This window comes from Mesorhizobium sp. LNHC229A00 (genome assembly GCF_000502415.1).
Lineage (GTDB): Bacteria > Pseudomonadota > Alphaproteobacteria > Rhizobiales > Rhizobiaceae > Mesorhizobium.
Genome location: NZ_AYWQ01000001.1, coordinates 214,004 through 229,230, shown reverse-complemented (window position 1 = coordinate 229,230; position 15,227 = coordinate 214,004). Strand labels below are relative to the sequence as shown.

General features: G+C 63.9%; 15 protein-coding genes. 7 read left to right on the top strand and 8 right to left on the bottom strand.

What is annotated here, in order from left to right; genetic code table 11:
• Positions 1-11 precede the first annotated feature (11 nt).
• Positions 12-233 (bottom strand): glycine cleavage T C-terminal barrel domain-containing protein, encoded by a 222-nt coding sequence (locus tag X742_RS168445; protein WP_031247581.1) that lies wholly within the window; start codon positions 231-233, stop codon positions 12-14.
• Positions 234-653: 420 nt separating this feature from the next.
• On the opposite strand from X742_RS168445, the gene X742_RS168450 reads away from it, so the two are divergent.
• Together X742_RS168450 and X742_RS168455 are read left to right on the top strand one after the other, a co-directional pair.
• Positions 654-2,123 carry an esterase-like activity of phytase family protein gene (locus X742_RS168450; RefSeq protein ID WP_023769690.1) on the top strand — a complete coding sequence of 490 codons (1,470 nt, stop codon included), beginning with the start codon at positions 654-656 and terminating at the stop codon, positions 2,121-2,123.
• A gap of 279 nt (positions 2,124-2,402) precedes the next feature.
• On the top strand, positions 2,403-3,875 hold the full coding sequence (locus X742_RS168455; protein ID WP_023769688.1) for an MATE family efflux transporter: 1,473 nt from the start codon (positions 2,403-2,405) through the stop codon (positions 3,873-3,875).
• Positions 3,876-3,908: 33 nt separating this feature from the next.
• Here the strand turns inward: X742_RS168455 and X742_RS168460 are convergent, their stop codons facing one another.
• Complete coding sequence (locus tag X742_RS168460) at positions 3,909-5,117, bottom strand: MFS transporter (protein ID WP_023769687.1); 1,209 nt, start codon at positions 5,115-5,117, stop codon at positions 3,909-3,911.
• Positions 5,118-5,620: 503 nt separating this feature from the next.
• Here X742_RS168460 and X742_RS168465 point away from each other — a divergent pair.
• On the top strand, positions 5,621-6,196 hold the full coding sequence (locus X742_RS168465; protein ID WP_023769686.1) for a TMEM175 family protein: 576 nt from the start codon (positions 5,621-5,623) through the stop codon (positions 6,194-6,196).
• 55 nt (positions 6,197-6,251) lie between these two features.
• Here X742_RS168465 and X742_RS168470 read toward each other — a convergent pair whose 3' ends face one another.
• The gene (locus X742_RS168470; protein WP_023769685.1) at positions 6,252-6,533 is read right to left on the bottom strand and encodes a hypothetical protein; all 282 of its coding nucleotides are present in this window, start codon (positions 6,531-6,533) and stop codon (positions 6,252-6,254) included.
• Between the two features lie 135 nt (positions 6,534-6,668).
• Between X742_RS168470 and X742_RS168475 the strand changes: the two genes are divergently transcribed.
• Positions 6,669-7,535 (top strand): SDR family NAD(P)-dependent oxidoreductase, encoded by an 867-nt coding sequence (locus X742_RS168475; protein ID WP_023769684.1) that lies wholly within the window; start codon positions 6,669-6,671, stop codon positions 7,533-7,535.
• A gap of 77 nt (positions 7,536-7,612) precedes the next feature.
• Here the strand turns inward: X742_RS168475 and X742_RS168480 are convergent, their stop codons facing one another.
• The 3 genes from X742_RS168480 to X742_RS168490 all read right to left on the bottom strand — a co-directional run bounded on the left by X742_RS168480 (position 7,613) and on the right by X742_RS168490 (position 10,072).
• Positions 7,613-8,056 carry a low affinity iron permease family protein gene (locus tag X742_RS168480; protein WP_031247580.1) on the bottom strand — a complete coding sequence of 148 codons (444 nt, stop codon included), beginning with the start codon at positions 8,054-8,056 and terminating at the stop codon, positions 7,613-7,615.
• 403 nt (positions 8,057-8,459) lie between these two features.
• Positions 8,460-9,101, bottom strand: a complete 642-nt coding sequence (locus X742_RS168485; RefSeq protein WP_023769682.1) for a DapH/DapD/GlmU-related protein — start codon at positions 9,099-9,101, stop codon at positions 8,460-8,462.
• A 452-nt stretch (positions 9,102-9,553) separates the two neighbouring features.
• Positions 9,554-10,072 carry a CreA family protein gene (locus X742_RS168490; RefSeq protein WP_032924720.1) on the bottom strand — a complete coding sequence of 173 codons (519 nt, stop codon included), beginning with the start codon at positions 10,070-10,072 and terminating at the stop codon, positions 9,554-9,556.
• Between the two features lie 232 nt (positions 10,073-10,304).
• Here X742_RS168490 and X742_RS1000000176410 point away from each other — a divergent pair, with 232 nt between their 5' ends.
• The 3 genes from X742_RS1000000176410 (at position 10,305) to X742_RS168500 (ending at position 14,049) form a co-directional block, all read left to right on the top strand.
• Complete coding sequence (locus X742_RS1000000176410) at positions 10,305-11,012, top strand: SCO family protein (protein WP_023769680.1); 708 nt, start codon at positions 10,305-10,307, stop codon at positions 11,010-11,012.
• Between the two features lie 87 nt (positions 11,013-11,099).
• The gene (locus X742_RS168495) at positions 11,100-11,972 is read left to right on the top strand and encodes a 50S ribosomal protein L11 methyltransferase (protein ID WP_023769678.1); all 873 of its coding nucleotides are present in this window, start codon (positions 11,100-11,102) and stop codon (positions 11,970-11,972) included.
• A 232-nt stretch (positions 11,973-12,204) separates the two neighbouring features.
• Complete coding sequence (locus X742_RS168500) at positions 12,205-14,049, top strand: aminopeptidase P family protein (protein WP_023769677.1); 1,845 nt, start codon at positions 12,205-12,207, stop codon at positions 14,047-14,049.
• 140 nt (positions 14,050-14,189) lie between these two features.
• Here the strand turns inward: X742_RS168500 and X742_RS168505 are convergent, their stop codons facing one another.
• Together X742_RS168505 and X742_RS168510 are read right to left on the bottom strand one after the other, a co-directional pair.
• Positions 14,190-14,486, bottom strand: coding sequence for an AzlD family protein (locus tag X742_RS168505; RefSeq protein WP_023769676.1), 297 nt, complete (start codon positions 14,484-14,486; stop codon positions 14,190-14,192).
• Complete coding sequence (locus tag X742_RS168510) at positions 14,483-15,211, bottom strand: AzlC family ABC transporter permease (RefSeq protein WP_023769675.1); 729 nt, start codon at positions 15,209-15,211, stop codon at positions 14,483-14,485. Before X742_RS168510 ends, X742_RS168505 begins: the two co-directional genes overlap by 4 nt.
• Positions 15,212-15,227 lie beyond the last annotated feature (16 nt).

Here is a 15,227-nt window from a genome sequence, read left to right as displayed (position 1 = left end):
GAAACTCCTCCTCATTGCCGCACCGCCCTGCGTCGGGGATCGTAGATCGAGGCCGCGATGACCCGCGCCGTCCGTTCGACGCCGACAATGTGCACGCAAAGCGCCATCCCCTCCCCGGCGAAACCGTCGTCCACCAACGCCAGCGCGACGCTCTTGCCGGTCGTGTAGGCAAATCCGCCCGAGGCGCCGACAACGCCACCCCCGATGACCACTGCGCGATAGCGCGGCTTCAAGGCTTCCCCTCCCGGTCCGGTCGAAGCCGGCACCATATTCGTACTAGACATAAGTGTCTAATANGATCGTGTAGGCAAATCCGCCCAAGGCGCCGACAACGCCACCCCCGATGACCACTGCGCGATAGCGCGGCTTCAAGGCTTCCCCTCCCGGTCCGGTCGAAGCCGGCACCATATTCGTACTAGACATAAGTGTCTAATAGGGCAGGCACGCTCCATGGGAGGTCACTAATCCCGCTCTCCAGCTTTTTTTATCCGCACATGGAGATACCGGCGGACCCGTATCGCGCACTGTCACGCAAGCATCATGTTGACGCCTTAGATCGCTTTCGGGGAGGCACGCGCGGCATCATCGATGCGGCACCTCTCTTGATTTTCCTTCGGCCGCTCCGGCGTGCTTCGTCATAAAGAGGATTGTCCATGAAACCCCTGCACCGATCCGCCTCGCTTGGCGTGGCGCTGGCCTTGTTCACCGCCCTCACCCCGGCGCTTGCCGATGGCGTGGCCTATATCAACAAGGGCCTCGTCGGCGTCGGCCGCATCCCAGCCGACCAGCGCGACAAGTTCGGCGAGACCTTCGGCTCGGGCTCGGGCATGGCGATCGACATTTCGGGCTGGACGCATGATGCCGGCATCTACAAGGGATCGCTCTGGCTCCTGCCCGACCGTGGCTACAATGTCGCCGGCACCACCGACTACCGGCCGCGCCTCAACACAATCGCCATCGAATTCACGCCTGCCGCGCCGGGCGCTGCTTCCGCGGCCGGCCAGGAGCAGACGGGCGTCAAGGCGACGCTTGCCGACAGCATGCTTCTGACCGACGACAAGGGCGCCGATGCCACCGGCCTCGATCCGCTGTCGGACGTACGCGCCGCGGCCGGCGACATGCCGATGCTGCCCGTCGCCACCAATGGCAAGCTCGCGCTCGACAATGAAGCCATCGTGCGGCTGCCGGACGGCTCGATGTTCATCTCCGACGAGTACGGCCCCAACATCTACAGGTTCTCCGCGCAAGGCCGCCTGATGTCGGCGACCCAGCCGCCCGCGGCCCTCGTGCCGATGCGCAAGGGAGCGCCGAACTTCTCCTCCGACAACCCCGGCCCGGGCGCCGCCGACCCTGATCCGAAGGATCCCGAAACCGGGCGCCAGAACAACCAGGGCCTCGAAGGCATGGCGATGACGCCGGACGGCAAGTTCCTGATCGCCGTGCTGCAGTCGGCGCCGAGGCAGGACGGCGGCGATTCACCCTCGACACGGCAGAACACGCGGGCGCTGGTCTACGATGCTTCCGACCTCGCCCATCTGAAGCTCGCGCATGAATATGTCGTGCCGCTGCCGGTGTTCAAGGATGCCAAGGGCAAGACCAAAATCGCCGCGCAGAGCGAGATCGTGGCGCTTTCGGACACATCCTTCCTGATGCTGGCGCGCGACAGCGGCAACGGCCAGGGCCTGAAGAAGGGTGACGCTTCGCTCTACCGCCAGATCAACATCGTCGACGTCTCCGGCGCGACGGACATCGCGGGCGGCGCCTTCGACGCGGCCGACAAGCCGGTCGCACCCAAGGGCGTGCTTGATCCCTCGGTGACGCCGGCCAAGCTGACGCCGTTCATCGACATCAACGACGCCACCGCGCTTGGCCACTTCGGCCTGCACAATGGCGGCGCGAAGGACCACAATGAGCTTTCGGAGAAGTGGGAAGCGATGTCGTTGGCCAGCGTTCTCGATCCGAAGCTGCCCGACGACTATTTCCTGTTCGTCGGCAACGACAATGACTTCCTCGCCCAGGACGGCTTCCAGGTCGGCGCCGCCTACAAGGCCGATGACGGCGCCGATGTCGACACCATGTTCCTGGTCTATCAGGTCACGCTGCCGGGTCTCGGCAAGAAGTAACGATCACTGCTCAAGCGGGCGCGCCTGGCGCGTCCGCTTGAGCACACCCCCGGTTATGCATAGGGTCTCGGGGAATGCGGCGCCAGTTTCAGGACCAATATCCCATTCCGCAAGACTTGAGAATGAGTGGATCAGAGCAAGCGGACTGCCGCCTTCAGCGCGCCGCCAGCGATCAAGCCTGGCCCGATCGAACGGTCACTGCTCCTCGGCGCAGGGTGCATCTCGGTCCGGCCTGAGATATCCTCGCGGGCCAGAGTCACACTTCCCAGGTTGCCCGCCATGGACGAAAAAAAGCCCGCACGCCGGCGTACCGGCGACCTGACCAGCGGCCCGATCCCACGCACGCTGCTGCTCTTCGCCTTGCCGGTGCTCGGCTCCAACGTGCTGCAATCGCTGAACGGCTCGGTCAATGCCGTCTGGGTGGGCCGCTTCCTCGGCGAGTCGGCGCTGACCGCGACGTCCAACGCCAACCTCGTCCTGTTCCTGATCCTCGGCACGGTGTTCGGCATCGGCATGGCGGCCACCATCCTGGTGGCGCAGGCGGTCGGCGCTCGCGACCTGGCCGAGGCGCGCCGCATCGTCGGCACCAGCGCCACCTTCTTCTTCCTCGTTTCGGTGGTGTTCGCGGTCTGCGGCTGGATCTGGGTCGACGCCATCCTGGGCGCGCTCGGCACGCCGGCCGACGCCTTGCCGCTCGCACGCTCCTACCTGCGCATTATTTTTGTCGCCGTGCCGATGATGAACCTTCTGTCCTTCGTCATGACCGTGCTGCGCGGAGCGGGCGATTCACGCACCCCCTTCATCTTCATGGCGCTGGCGGTCGTGCTCGACATCGTGCTCAATCCCCTGCTCATCCGTGGCATCGGCCCGTTTCCTGAACTCGGGATCGCGGGTTCCGCCACCTCGACGCTGATCGGCCAGACCGTGAGCGTCGTCGCCATCCTCGTCGTGCTCTATGCGCGCAAGCATCCGTTGCGGCTGGCCGGCGCCAATCTCGTCCTGCTGCGCCCGGATCCGGCGCTGTTGCGCATTGTCGTCTTCAAGGGCGTGCCGATGGGCCTGCAGATGATCGTCATCTCGGCGGCGGCCCTGACGGTGATGGGCATCGTCAATTCCTATGGCTCGCAGGTCGCCGCCGCCTACGGTATCGCCGCGCAGCTCTGGACCTACATCCAGATGCCGGCACTCGCCATCGGCGCCGCGGTCTCGTCCATGGCGGCGCAAAATGTCGGCGCAGGCCGGTGGGACCGGATCGGCCGCATCGCCGCCTCTGGCGTCGGTTTCAACCTTGTCCTGACCGGAGCCCTCGTCGCGCTGCTATGGGTCTTCGACCGTTCGATCCTGAGCCTGTTCCTGAGCAGCGACAGCGCGGCGATCGATATCGCCGCCCATATCAACACGGTCGCTTCCTGGTCGTTCATCCTGTTCGGCATCACCATCGTGCTGTTCGCCACGGTGCGCGCCACGGGTGCCGTGATGCCGCCGCTGATCATCCTGGTGATCTCGGTGCTCGTCGTGCGCACCGGCTTTGCCTATTACATGCGCGGCGTGATCGGCGAGGAAGCGCTGTGGTGGAGTTTTCCGGCCGGTTCGATCACGTCTCTGATCCTGGCCGCGATCTATTACCGCTTCGGCGGCTGGCGCGGCTTGCAAATGATCGAGAACAGGCCGGCTGCCGGCGAACCGCCCGACACCGGGCTTGGCGTGCCGCGCCAGCGGGCGAACATGGCGCCTGAAACGCCGAACGGCTGATGCGGTCTGCCTTGCCGGGCTGGCGCGGCGGTCTCAGCGCCTCTGTCTGAGCCCGAAGGCGAGCGCCACCAGCGCGAACGCGATGATCATGGCCGCGAAGGCCAGGCTCGCGACGACAGCACTGGCATAAGTCGACACGATGCCAATGCCGATGACAGGCAAGGCGTTGCCGACAAAGCAGCAGATGAAGAAACTGGACACGACCTCGGCGCGGCGATCCCGCGGCGCGATCTCGTTCACCACTTGCAGGCCGCCGCGATAGCCGAGCGCTGCCGCCACGCCGCAGCAGGCGGTCGCCGCGATCATCAGCGCCATCGAGGCCAGCATCTGTGCCGCCACCACAAGCACGGCGCTTGGGATCATCAAGGCCAGCGCGGCCAGCATCGCCTTGCTGCTCCCCATCCGCGCCAGCACCACGATACTGAGCGCCGCGACCATCGCCAGCTCGAAGAACAGCGCACCGGCCACGGCGTGGTTGGCCTCATGCAGTTGCTGCGCCAGGATGCTCGGCGCCACCGCCGCATAGAAGCCGACCAGCGCCATCGCGCCAAACCCGGTCACCGCCGGCGCCACGAAGCGCGAGCGGATCTGCGCCGGCACGGAAAGCCGCGGCCGCATGGAGACCTTGCCAAGGCCGCCTGGCTGCGTCACCGTTTCGCGCGTGCGCCAGACCAGGATCGTCACCACCGCGAGCGCCGCCAGGTAGACAATGAAGACCAGACGCAATGGCCACGGCTCAAATTGGGCAAGCAGCCCCGAAACAAGCGCCCCGAAACCCAGGCCGATAAAGTTGGTGCTGGTGGCGATGACGCTGGCGCGCGACTGGCCGGCCTCTGGAAGAAGCTCGGCGATCCACGCGGTTCCCGTCCCGGCGCCCACGCCGATGCCAAGCCCGCTCAGGACCCGCGCAACATCGAGCGACGCGACATTGCCGGCAAACAGGAACACAACCGCGCTGATGACGGCGACGATCATGGCTGCAAGCGCCGCCGGCCGGCGCCCGATGACATCCGAAACGCTGCCGAACACCAGCAGGGCGCCGAGATTGCCGACGACATAGACCGCGTAGATCAGCGTCAAGGTGATCTGCGAAAAGCCGAATTGCTGCTTGTAGACGATATAGAGGGGCGTCAGCACCGTGCTGCCGGCAAACAGCACCGCGATCATCGCCGCCACAGTCGGGATCGCGAGGACGTCGCTGCCGGCTTCGTTGTGAGTTTGCGCCAGATCGCGAAAGGCCATGGCCAACCTCGTCACCAGTTTCAGGGGTCGCGACGTTAACGCGTCCTCACCGCCGACGTTCCGGTCGACGACCATGCTCCTGACACCACGGTGGGCGTTGCCCGGCCAGGCAAGCCGATGATCGCAAAAGCGTATCCCGCGCCGGTCCCGGTACGTACGTTGAGGCTAGTCTTGGTGTGGGCGCCGTAGGCGAAGGCCGCGGCGGATGTCCCGAAGGCGCCGGTCAGAATGGTCGCTATCGCAAGCAGGACAGCGAGGTCTCAACAGTGCCTCCGTTCGAGCGCCGGCCGTTCGTCGGCCTCGGCCAGGACTGCATCGCAAGGGGAGAGGCCGGGCCGGGAAAAGTCAACGAGTTGCCAAGGCCGATCACCACGTTCACTGGTTCCGGCGTGGAAGTTTCCCCTGATATAGCCGAGCAATTTTGTGTACGCCGTTTATCGGCGTGCCAACATCCGCTAACGATTTACTTTCTTTCGGCAATTCGTCGTGGACGGGTGGTGGTCATGGGCAAGGGCAGGGTCGAGGCATTCACCGATGGCGTGGTGGCGATCATCATCACCATCATGGTGCTGGACCTGAAGGTACCGGAAGGCGAGGATTTTTCGGCGCTGCTGCCTCAGTGGCCGGTCTTCCTGTGCTACGTGCTTTCCTTCATCAATGTCGGCATCTACTGGAACAATTTGCACAACATGTTCCATACCGTGCAGCGTGTCGACGGCCGCGTGCTTTGGGCGAACCTGCATCTGCTGTTCTGGCTGTCCCTGATGCCGGTGACGACCGCCTTCATGGGCGAGAACCATTTCGCCGCGGTTCCGGTCGCGGTCTATGGTTTTGACCTTGTAATGTGTGCGACCGCCTACAGCATCCTGGTCATTGCGCTGCATCGGCAGCATGGGCCGGACACCGCATTCGCCAAGGCAATCGGCCGCGATCGCAAGGGAAGGATTTCGCTCGCCGTCTACATAGCGGCCGTTGGGCTAACCTTCCTCGACCGGTGGATCGGAGTGGCGCTCTATGTCGCCGTCGCCCTGATCTGGCTGGTGCCGGACACGCGCTTTGCGCGGGTGATCGAAAAATAGCCATCTGCCTGTCGCGATCCCGGAGGGCAAGCCGTTTCACACTTCGTGGAATTGCCTAACCGCGCATCGCCTTCAGCTTTTCCGCCACGGAAGCGGCCAGATCGGCATAGCGCTCTTCCAGCCGCTCCGCCGCCTTGATGATCGAAAAATCATGGCCGAATTTTTCCAGCGCCATGCGCAGTTTCTCGACGAACTCGGCCTGTTTTTCGAGCGCCGAAAACAGAGTCTTCACCTGGGCTTCGCTGATATCGGGGTTTGCCAGCATCTGCGGCACCTCGCGCCCCATCTGGTCGCCGGTGGCGGTCTGCTCCTTCAGAATTGCAACCCAATCCGGCAATCGGAAATCTCCTTTTTGGCATCGCAGCATGCGCAGCCGCGACCGGACTGGTCAACCCGACACGCCCCGACGCAGGCTTGCGCAAGCCCATTCCGGCGCTAAGTTCGGCGCCATCAGAAAAGGAAACCATCGCCGATGATCGCCGACACCGAGATTCAGATCGCCCTTCCCGCCCTTGGCCAGGGCAATGCCGCCGTCATCACCGGCGCCGCCAGCGGCATCGGCCTTGCCGCGGCCAAACGGCTGGCGCTGATGGGCATGAAGATCGTGCTGGCCGACATCGGCGGGCCGCGCCTCGACGATGCCTCGCGGGCCGTCTCCGCGATAGCCGGCGACGACGCCGTGCTTGCCGTCGCATCGGACGTTTCGAAGGCCGGTGAGGTCGACCGTCTCGCCGACCGGGCGTTCGGGGCTTTCGGCGAGGTCTCGCTGCTGATGAACAATGCCGGCGTCGGCGATAACCCGGGAAAGCCCTGGGAAAACCGCGACGGCTGGAAACGGCTGCTCGACATCAATTTCTGGGGCATCGTGCATGGCGTCGAAGCCTTCGCGCCACGCATGCTGGCGTCGGCCAGGCCGGGCCTGATCGTCAACACCGGTTCCAAGCAAGGCATCACCACACCGCCCGGCAACCTCGCCTACAACGTTTCCAAGGCCGGCGTGAAGACCTTTACCGAAGGCTTGGCGCATGCGCTGCGCAATGAGCCCGCCGCCCGCCTGTCGGCGCATCTACTCATCCCCGGCTTCACCTATACCGGCCTGACCGAAGGCGCGACGGAAAAGCCGGCGGGAGCGTGGACCGGAGAGCAGGTGATCGATTTCATGCTGGAATCGCTGGTCAGGGGCGACTTCTACATCCTGTGTCCCGACAATGAGGCGGCGCGGCCCATGGACGAAAAGCGCATGGCCTGGGCCATCGGCGACATCATCGAAAATCGGCCTGCCCTGTCGCGCTGGCATCCCGACCACAAGGATGCATTCGCGGCGTTCATGAAGCGATGAGCATGCCCGGAACATTGGCTACTGTCCGTATCACATAACTCGAACACCGGCGGAACTGTCGGAGATTGACCGCCGGTTCAGCCGCCGGCGCTTCGTGCCACCTCTTTTTTCGGTTTGCGTTTTGCCGCCACCACCTTCTTTGCGGCCATGGTCGCGACTTTGTCGTCATGCCGCCTCGCCGCGACCTCGCATTTGGCGCGGATCTCCTGGACCTCGCCTTCAGTCAGGTGCTCGATGCCGATGAAGGTGTTTTTGGCCTCGCTGACACGTATCAACTCGTCGAGCTTGGCCTGGATCGCGGCGCCGTCCCGATTCTGGGTGTTCTGGATGAGAAACACCATCAGGAAGGTGATGATCGTGGTTCCGGTGTTGATCACCAACTGCCAGGTGTCGGAAAAATTGAAGAACGGCCCGCTCACCGCCCAGACGATGACGATCAGGCAACACACCGCAAACGTCAGCGGTAGTCCGGTGAGATGGGCGATCTGGTTGGAGAATTTGGTGAAAAGCTTCTCGATCATGTGGTCCCTCAAAACAGCGCCGCGCCATGCGGTCCGCCGGAAGAAACAACCAGCAGCCATTTCGGGTTCCCGCCGGTAAAAAATACGACCCACGCAATTGAGTGCACGCAAAGCGCGCATCTGGTGCAAAACACACCTTATCGGTTTAAGATCATTGTAACCGGGCAGGTACAGCGCCTGCTCCTTCCGCTTCACAGCGGTTTACCTCCAGCCCCTTCCGCTGCGCCACCCCCGCATGGCGGAAGGGGTTTCATTCCGGAGAGCGCGGGGCATGGTTTCCCGCCGGCCAGCGCGGTTGCTCCACTTTCCCGCAGCTCATTGATTACAGCCAAGGCTTCTTGCCCGAATGGAATGCGCGGCCGTTGGAACAACGGGAAGCGAGCGGGACAGGCGTGGATGCCGGCTAACCGGCGTCGTTTTCCCACCGATCGAGGAAGGCCTCGATCGCCATGGACTGGATGTCGGGAACCGCCCTGGCGAGTTTGTCGACCGGCCAGTCCCACCAGGCGAGAGCGTCGATCCGCGCCGCTGTGTCAGGCGCAAAGCGCGGCCTGAGCGGCTTCGCCGGCACGCCGGCGACGATCGTGTAGGATGGCACGTCCTGCGTCACCACCGCATTGGCGCCGATGACCGCGCCATTGCCGATGGCGATGCCGGGCATGACCACCGCGCCATGACCGATCCAGACGTCATGGCCGATGGTCACAGTTTTTGCCCGCCGCCGCTCGCGGAACGCCGCATCGACACCCAACCAGCGGAAATACTCGTTCGGCCGATAGCTGACCTTGTGCTGGGTCAATCGCTCAATCGGATGCTCCAGCGCGTTGATGCGGCTGTTGGCGGCGATCGAGCAGAATTTGCCGATGCTCGTATAGATCGCCTCGGCATGACGCTCGAAATAGGAGAAGTCGCCGACGCTCACCTCGCGCAGCACCACCCGCTCGCCGATCGAAGCGTAGCGGCCGAGCTTGCACGCCTTCAGCTCCGCGGTCGGATGGATGCGCGGCTCGGAATCCTTCAGGACGAGGTTTTCGGAACGGTCCATGCGGGCGGCTTTACGCCGGGATGATTGGTACCGCAAGCCGGGTACCCGACGAGTCACTACTCCCGTTACAGCAGCTCAAGTTATAGCACCCAGCCGCTCAGTTGCGAGGCTGACGCACTCGTCGCAAATAAACGAGATCTTTTCAGCCATAAATCGCCTCTTTCCATCATTCTGGAAATCACACACCGAGCACACGATAGCCATTAGACCCGCTTTTGATTTCCAAAGGGCGTCCTTGAATGCAGGAGCAATGCATTTCTCGCAGGTGTATCTAGAAAGACCGGCAACGAATTTCCTGTCGTCGTCATTTTTCGCGCCGCAGAAGTCACATGAAATTGGCCGAGATCGGCTCCAGGGCGGCGGGGACATCACCAAATCTCCTCATGCATTTCGTGTAAAGAGCAGGCTTCTGTCTGCAACTCAATGGTGCCCTATCGGGACCAATCGCCCGCCTATTTCGGCTGGCCCTTGCTCCACACCACGTTCTGGCCGTAGAGCGGCACTGTCGTGACCGACATTTTCGCCGAGCCGTTCTGCACCTGGCGCGAATGCGAGAGATAGATCAGCGTCTCGTTGGCCTTGTCGTAGATGCGGTTCACCACCTGCTTCTTCCAGATCAGGCTGATGCCTTGCTTGAAAACCTCCTCGCCGCCTTCGCTCGTATCAATATCCCCGATGGTGATCGGACCGGTCTGACGGCAGGAGATCGAGGAATCGCTCGGATCCTCGAACCAGTTGCCTTTGTGCAGGCGGTCGATGACGCTGCGATCGAAATAGGAAACGTGGCAGGTCACGCCCTCCACTTTCGGATCCTTGATCGCCTCGACGATGATGTCGTTGCCGATCCAGTCGACGCCGACCTTGCCGACTTCCTCGGCAATGGCGCTACCGGCGGCAAGCACGACACACGCGGCCAAAGCACCGCCGATCAGTTTTCGTCCGATCAATCCTCGCCCGATCAATCCTGGCACAGTCAATCCCGGCAAAGAATCCTCCTGCGGTTCGAGTTGCCGGGGTCTCAGGTGGGGCCAAGGCCGACACATTGCAAGGCGCAAGATCCGATCAAACCGCAGGCATCCGCCACAGGCGGTTGCGTCAACGCTGCATCTTTGCGTGTACCCCGTCGAACCGCTAAGACTGTGGCCGGACAACGGGCGCATGGTTCTGGCCGGCGCACCGTGACATTACGGACGGACTTTTCTGATGATGCGTTCTATCCTGGTCGGCATTCTCGTTCTGATGGCGGCCGGCATCGGCTGGCTGACCTTCGACTGGTATCGCGGCCATTATGGCGGCGAACCGTTCGGCGCGGCGTTCACCCTGGTCGACCAGAAAGGCGCACCGATCACCGAGGCCGCCTTCCGGGGCCAGCCCAGCGTCGTCTTCTTCGGCTTCACCCACTGCCCCGAGGTCTGCCCGACCACGCTGTTCGAGCTCTCCGGCTGGCTGAAGACGCTCGGCGACGACGGCAAGAACCTGCATGCCTANTTCCGGGGCCAGCCCAGCGTCGTCTTCTTCGGCTTCACCCACTGCCCCGAGGTCTGCCCGACCACGCTGTTCGAACTCTCCGGCTGGCTGAAGACGCTCGGCGACGACGGCAAGAACCTGCATGCCTATTTCGTCTCGGTCGATCCGGAGCGCGATACGCCGCCGGTGATGAACGCCTATGTCAGCAATTTCTCCGACCGCATCACCGGGATTACCGGCGACCCGGACAAGGTACATGCCATGGCCAAGGCGTTCGGCATCTATTGGAAGAAGGTCGATACCGGCGACGGCGATTACACCATGGACCACACCGCCTCGGTGCTGCTGCTCAACGCCAAGGGCGACTTCGCGGGCACGATCGCCTATGGCGAGAATGCCAACACCGCCATCGAAAAGCTGAAGCGCCTTGCGGCGAAGGGCTAGAGTTTGATCCCGAACCGAAGGACCGCGTCAGCGAAAAGTGGAAACCGGTTTTTCGGACAAAGATAAAACTCAAAGAAGAAACTCTCCATGACCCAGACGCGGCTCCATTTCACCACTGGAAAGATCGAGGCTGAGCGCATATTCGCGGCGCTTGAGCTGGCCTTCGAGGAAGAAGGCCTGCCGATCGCCGTGCTGGAAGTCGACGAAGACGCCGACATCCACGAGGTCTCGCTCTACGCCGATGGCGACGTCGAGGCGGTCGAGGCGCGGCTGAACGATGTTCTCGCCGGCCTCGCTTTGTCGAGACCGGTCGAGCGCGAGGCGCTGCCCGACATCGACTGGGTGGCACGTTCCCTGGAAGGGTTGAAGCCGGTGCGCGCCGGCCGTTTCTTCGTCCACGGCGCGCATGACAGCAGGAAGCGCCACAGCGGCGAGCTCGCTATCGAGATCGAGGCCGGCCTTGCCTTCGGCACCGGCCACCACGGCACCACCGCGGGCTGCCTGGAAATGCTGGAGAAGGTGCTGCGGCGCGAGCATCCGCGTAACGCACTCGACCTCGGTACCGGCAGCGCGGTGCTGGCGATCGCCGTCGCCAAACTGGCCCATATTCCGGTGCTGGCCACCGACATCGATCCGGTTGCGGTCAAGGTTGCCGCCGCCAATGCCAGGCTGAACCACGTCAAAGGCCTGATCGAGACGGTGACCGCGCCTGGCTTTCACCACCCGATCTTTGCCAGGCGCGCACCCTTCGACCTCATCGTCGCCAACATATTGGCCCGGCCGCTGATGCGGCTGGCGCCGCAAATGGCCGGACATATCGCACTTGGCGGCTCGATCGTGTTGTCAGGCATCCTCGACCGCCAGCGCGACGCTGTGATCTCGGCCTATGTCGGCCAGAATTTCCGCCACGTCAGTACCTTGCACCGCGAAGGCTGGGTGACGATCCATCTCAAGCATTGAGGCCGGCAAGGCGGTTGCCGGCCCTCAACGGTCCCCATTGCCGGACTCCGATGCGTGTCGCCAGGGCGGCATAGCCAAGAGAATGCCGGCGCGGTCCCCTTTCGTGCCATGGCTGGACCAGCCTCATTTGGTTGTCAGCCAGGCGATGCTGTTGCAATTTGCGCCTCCGGAAAATCGATTCCGCTTTCCAGGCCCATAGGCTACGGTCGCGCGGATACCAAGGAGGCCCATCATGTTCCAGACCTTCGATTCCGCGGGCGATCCGGCGGTCGGCAAGCCGCGCGTGGCGCTACTGCGCCAGTGGCTGGCCGCGAACGGCCTCGACGGCTTCATCGTTCCGCGCGCCGACGAGCACCAGGGCGAATACGTCGCCGACCGGTCGGCACGGCTGAAATGGCTGACCGGCTTCAGCGGCTCGGCCGGCGTCGCCATCGTGCTGCGCGACCGCGCCTTCGTCTTTGTCGACGGGCGCTACACGCTGCAGGTGCGTGGCGAAGTCGATCTCGGCATCTTTTCGATCGAAAGCCTGGTCGACAATCCGCCCCCTGTCTGGCTCAAGGACAACATCGGCAAGGGGGCGCGGCTGGGGTTCGATCCCTGGCTGCACACGATCGGCGAAGTCAAGGCGCTGCAGGCCTCCGCCGACAAGACCGGCGCGGTGCTGGTGCCGCTCGAACGGAACCCCATCGACATCATCTGGAAGGATCAGCCCGCGGCACCCGTGACCCCGGTAGAGCTGCACCCGATCGGCTTTGCCGGCGAACTCGCCAAGGACAAGCTGGCGCGGCTGGCGACGTCGATCGGCAAGGACGGCGCCACCCATGCGGTGCTGACCGACCCATCGTCCATCGCCTGGGCCTTCAACATTCGTGGCGGTGACGTGCCGCACACGCCGCTGGCGCTCGGCTTCGCCATCCTCGCCGCCGACGGGTCGCACCAGCTTTTCATGGATCGGCGCAAGTTCTCGCGCCAGGTGGCGGCCTACCTCACCCAACTTGCCGATCCGCACGAGCCCGGCGAATTCGAAGGCGCGATTGCCGCACTTGCGAAAAGCGGCGCGAAAATCGCGCTCGATCCGGTGCTGGCCGCCGACCGGTTGCGCATGCTGGTCGAGGACAATGGTGGCACGGTGATTGCCGCGCCCGACCCTGCCCGCATTCCGCGCGCCACAAAGAACCAGGCCGAGATCAACGGCTCGCGCGCCGCGCATCGCCGCGACGGCGCGGCGGTGGCCAAGCTGTTGTGCTGGCTGGAGCGCCAGAAACCCGGCTCGCTCGACGAAATCGCGGTTGTCACCAGGCTCGAAGAAACCCGTCGGCAGACTGGCGAGGAAACGCAGATGCCGCTGCGCGACGTCTCTTTCGACACCATTTCGGGCGCCGGCCCGAACGGCGCCATCATGCATTACCGCGTCTCGCGCGCCACCAGCCGCAAGCTGCAGGCTGGTGAGCTGTTCCTGCTCGATTCCGGCGCGCAATACCAGGACGGCACGACAGACATCACCCGCACCGTGCCGATCGGCCAGCCGACCGAAGAGATGCGCGAGCGCTTCACGTTGGTGCTGAAAGGGATGATCGGCATTTCCACGTTGCGCTTCCCCGCCGGCACGCGCGGCTCGGAGATCGACGCCGTCGCCCGCATGGCGCTGTGGAGGCATGGCTGCGACTTCGCCCATGGCACCGGCCACGGCGTCGGCTCATACCTGGCCGTGCATGAGGGTCCGCAGCGCATCGCCCGCACCGGCACCGAAAAGCTGCTAGAGGGCATGATGCTGTCGAACGAGCCCGGCTACTACAAGGAGGGCGCCTACGGCATTCGCATCGAAAACCTCATCCTGGTGACGCCGGCCGAACAGATCGAGGGCGGCGACATCGCAATGCACGGTTTCGAGACGCTGACGCTCGCCCCGATCGACGTGAGGCTGGTGCGATCGGATCTGCTGACCCGAGACGAATTGCACTGGCTCGACGCCTACCATGCCCGCGTGCTGGCCGAGATCGGTCCGATGCTCGACGGCGAAACGCTGGCCTGGCTGGAAAAGGCGACGGCACCGCTGCCGCACGACGCGAAGATTTGATTTTCTGAAGCGCTGAAGGGCGTGTCGAGGTTCAGGCCGGGCCGAGCCGAAAAAACGGTTGATGCCGAGAACCGGATTGGAGCACCGAAGCGCGGGTATCAGCCGTCTGCAGGCCGGAATCACCTGGATATCGATGCGCCCTACCCGACGAACTGGCGCGCTACGATCAACACCGCCGCGCCCGCCAGAAACATCGCCATCAGCCCGCCACGCAGCGCCACCAGCGCGGAGACGACCAGCGCTGCCCACTCCGCCGGGCCCGCGCCGAGCGCGGCCGGCGCCACAAGCGTCGTCAGCACCGCCGCAGGCACGGCGTTGAGCCCGGCCTCGACACGCGGATGGATGTGGTCGAAGCGCGAGATGACCAGATGCCCGCCAATACGGGTGAGATAGGTGGCGATGGCGCCGGCGATGATGATCCAGAAGGTCGTGCTCATGGCCTTGTCTCCACACCGCTGTGATGCGGCGGCAGGACGACGGCGAGCAACACGCCGGCGACGGCGCCGATCGAAACGTGCCAGGGCGAACCCACTGTCTTGTAGGCGATGATCGAGGCGAAGGCGCTGGCGATGACCACCGGCAGCCACAGCGGCCGCTTGCGGAAGCCCATCACCAGGCCAAGGAAATAGATCGGCAGCAGGAAATCGATCCCCAGCGCATGGGGATCGGGAATAAGCTTTCCAAACAGCGCACCGAGCGCGCTTTCGATGGTCCAGAATACATACACCGGCAGCCCAAGTCCCAGATACCAGGCAAAGCCGACGGTCTGGCCTGACTGGGCCCTGGCCTCGGCGACGGCGAATTGCGGATCGGTGAGGATGAAGAAGCCGAGCGCCTGCTGCACCCCGGACCAGTGCGCGATGCGCCGGCCAATGCCGGCGGAATAGAGCACGTGGCGGAAATTGACGGCGAAGATCGATAGCACGATCAGCCACGGCGCGACATGCTGGCCGAACAGTTCTATGCCGACCATCTGGCTGGCGCCGCCGAAGATCAGCGCGCTCATCAGGAAGGCTTCGAAAACGGAAAAGCCGTTGTCGACGGCAATCGCGCCGAACAGCAGCCCGAAGGGCGCCGCCGCCACCACGACCGGCACGGAGAGCCGTACGCCTTGCCAGAAGTCGCTTTTCGCGCCGGTCTCGGAAATTGCTTGCGCCGACATGTCTCTCCCCGGTCAG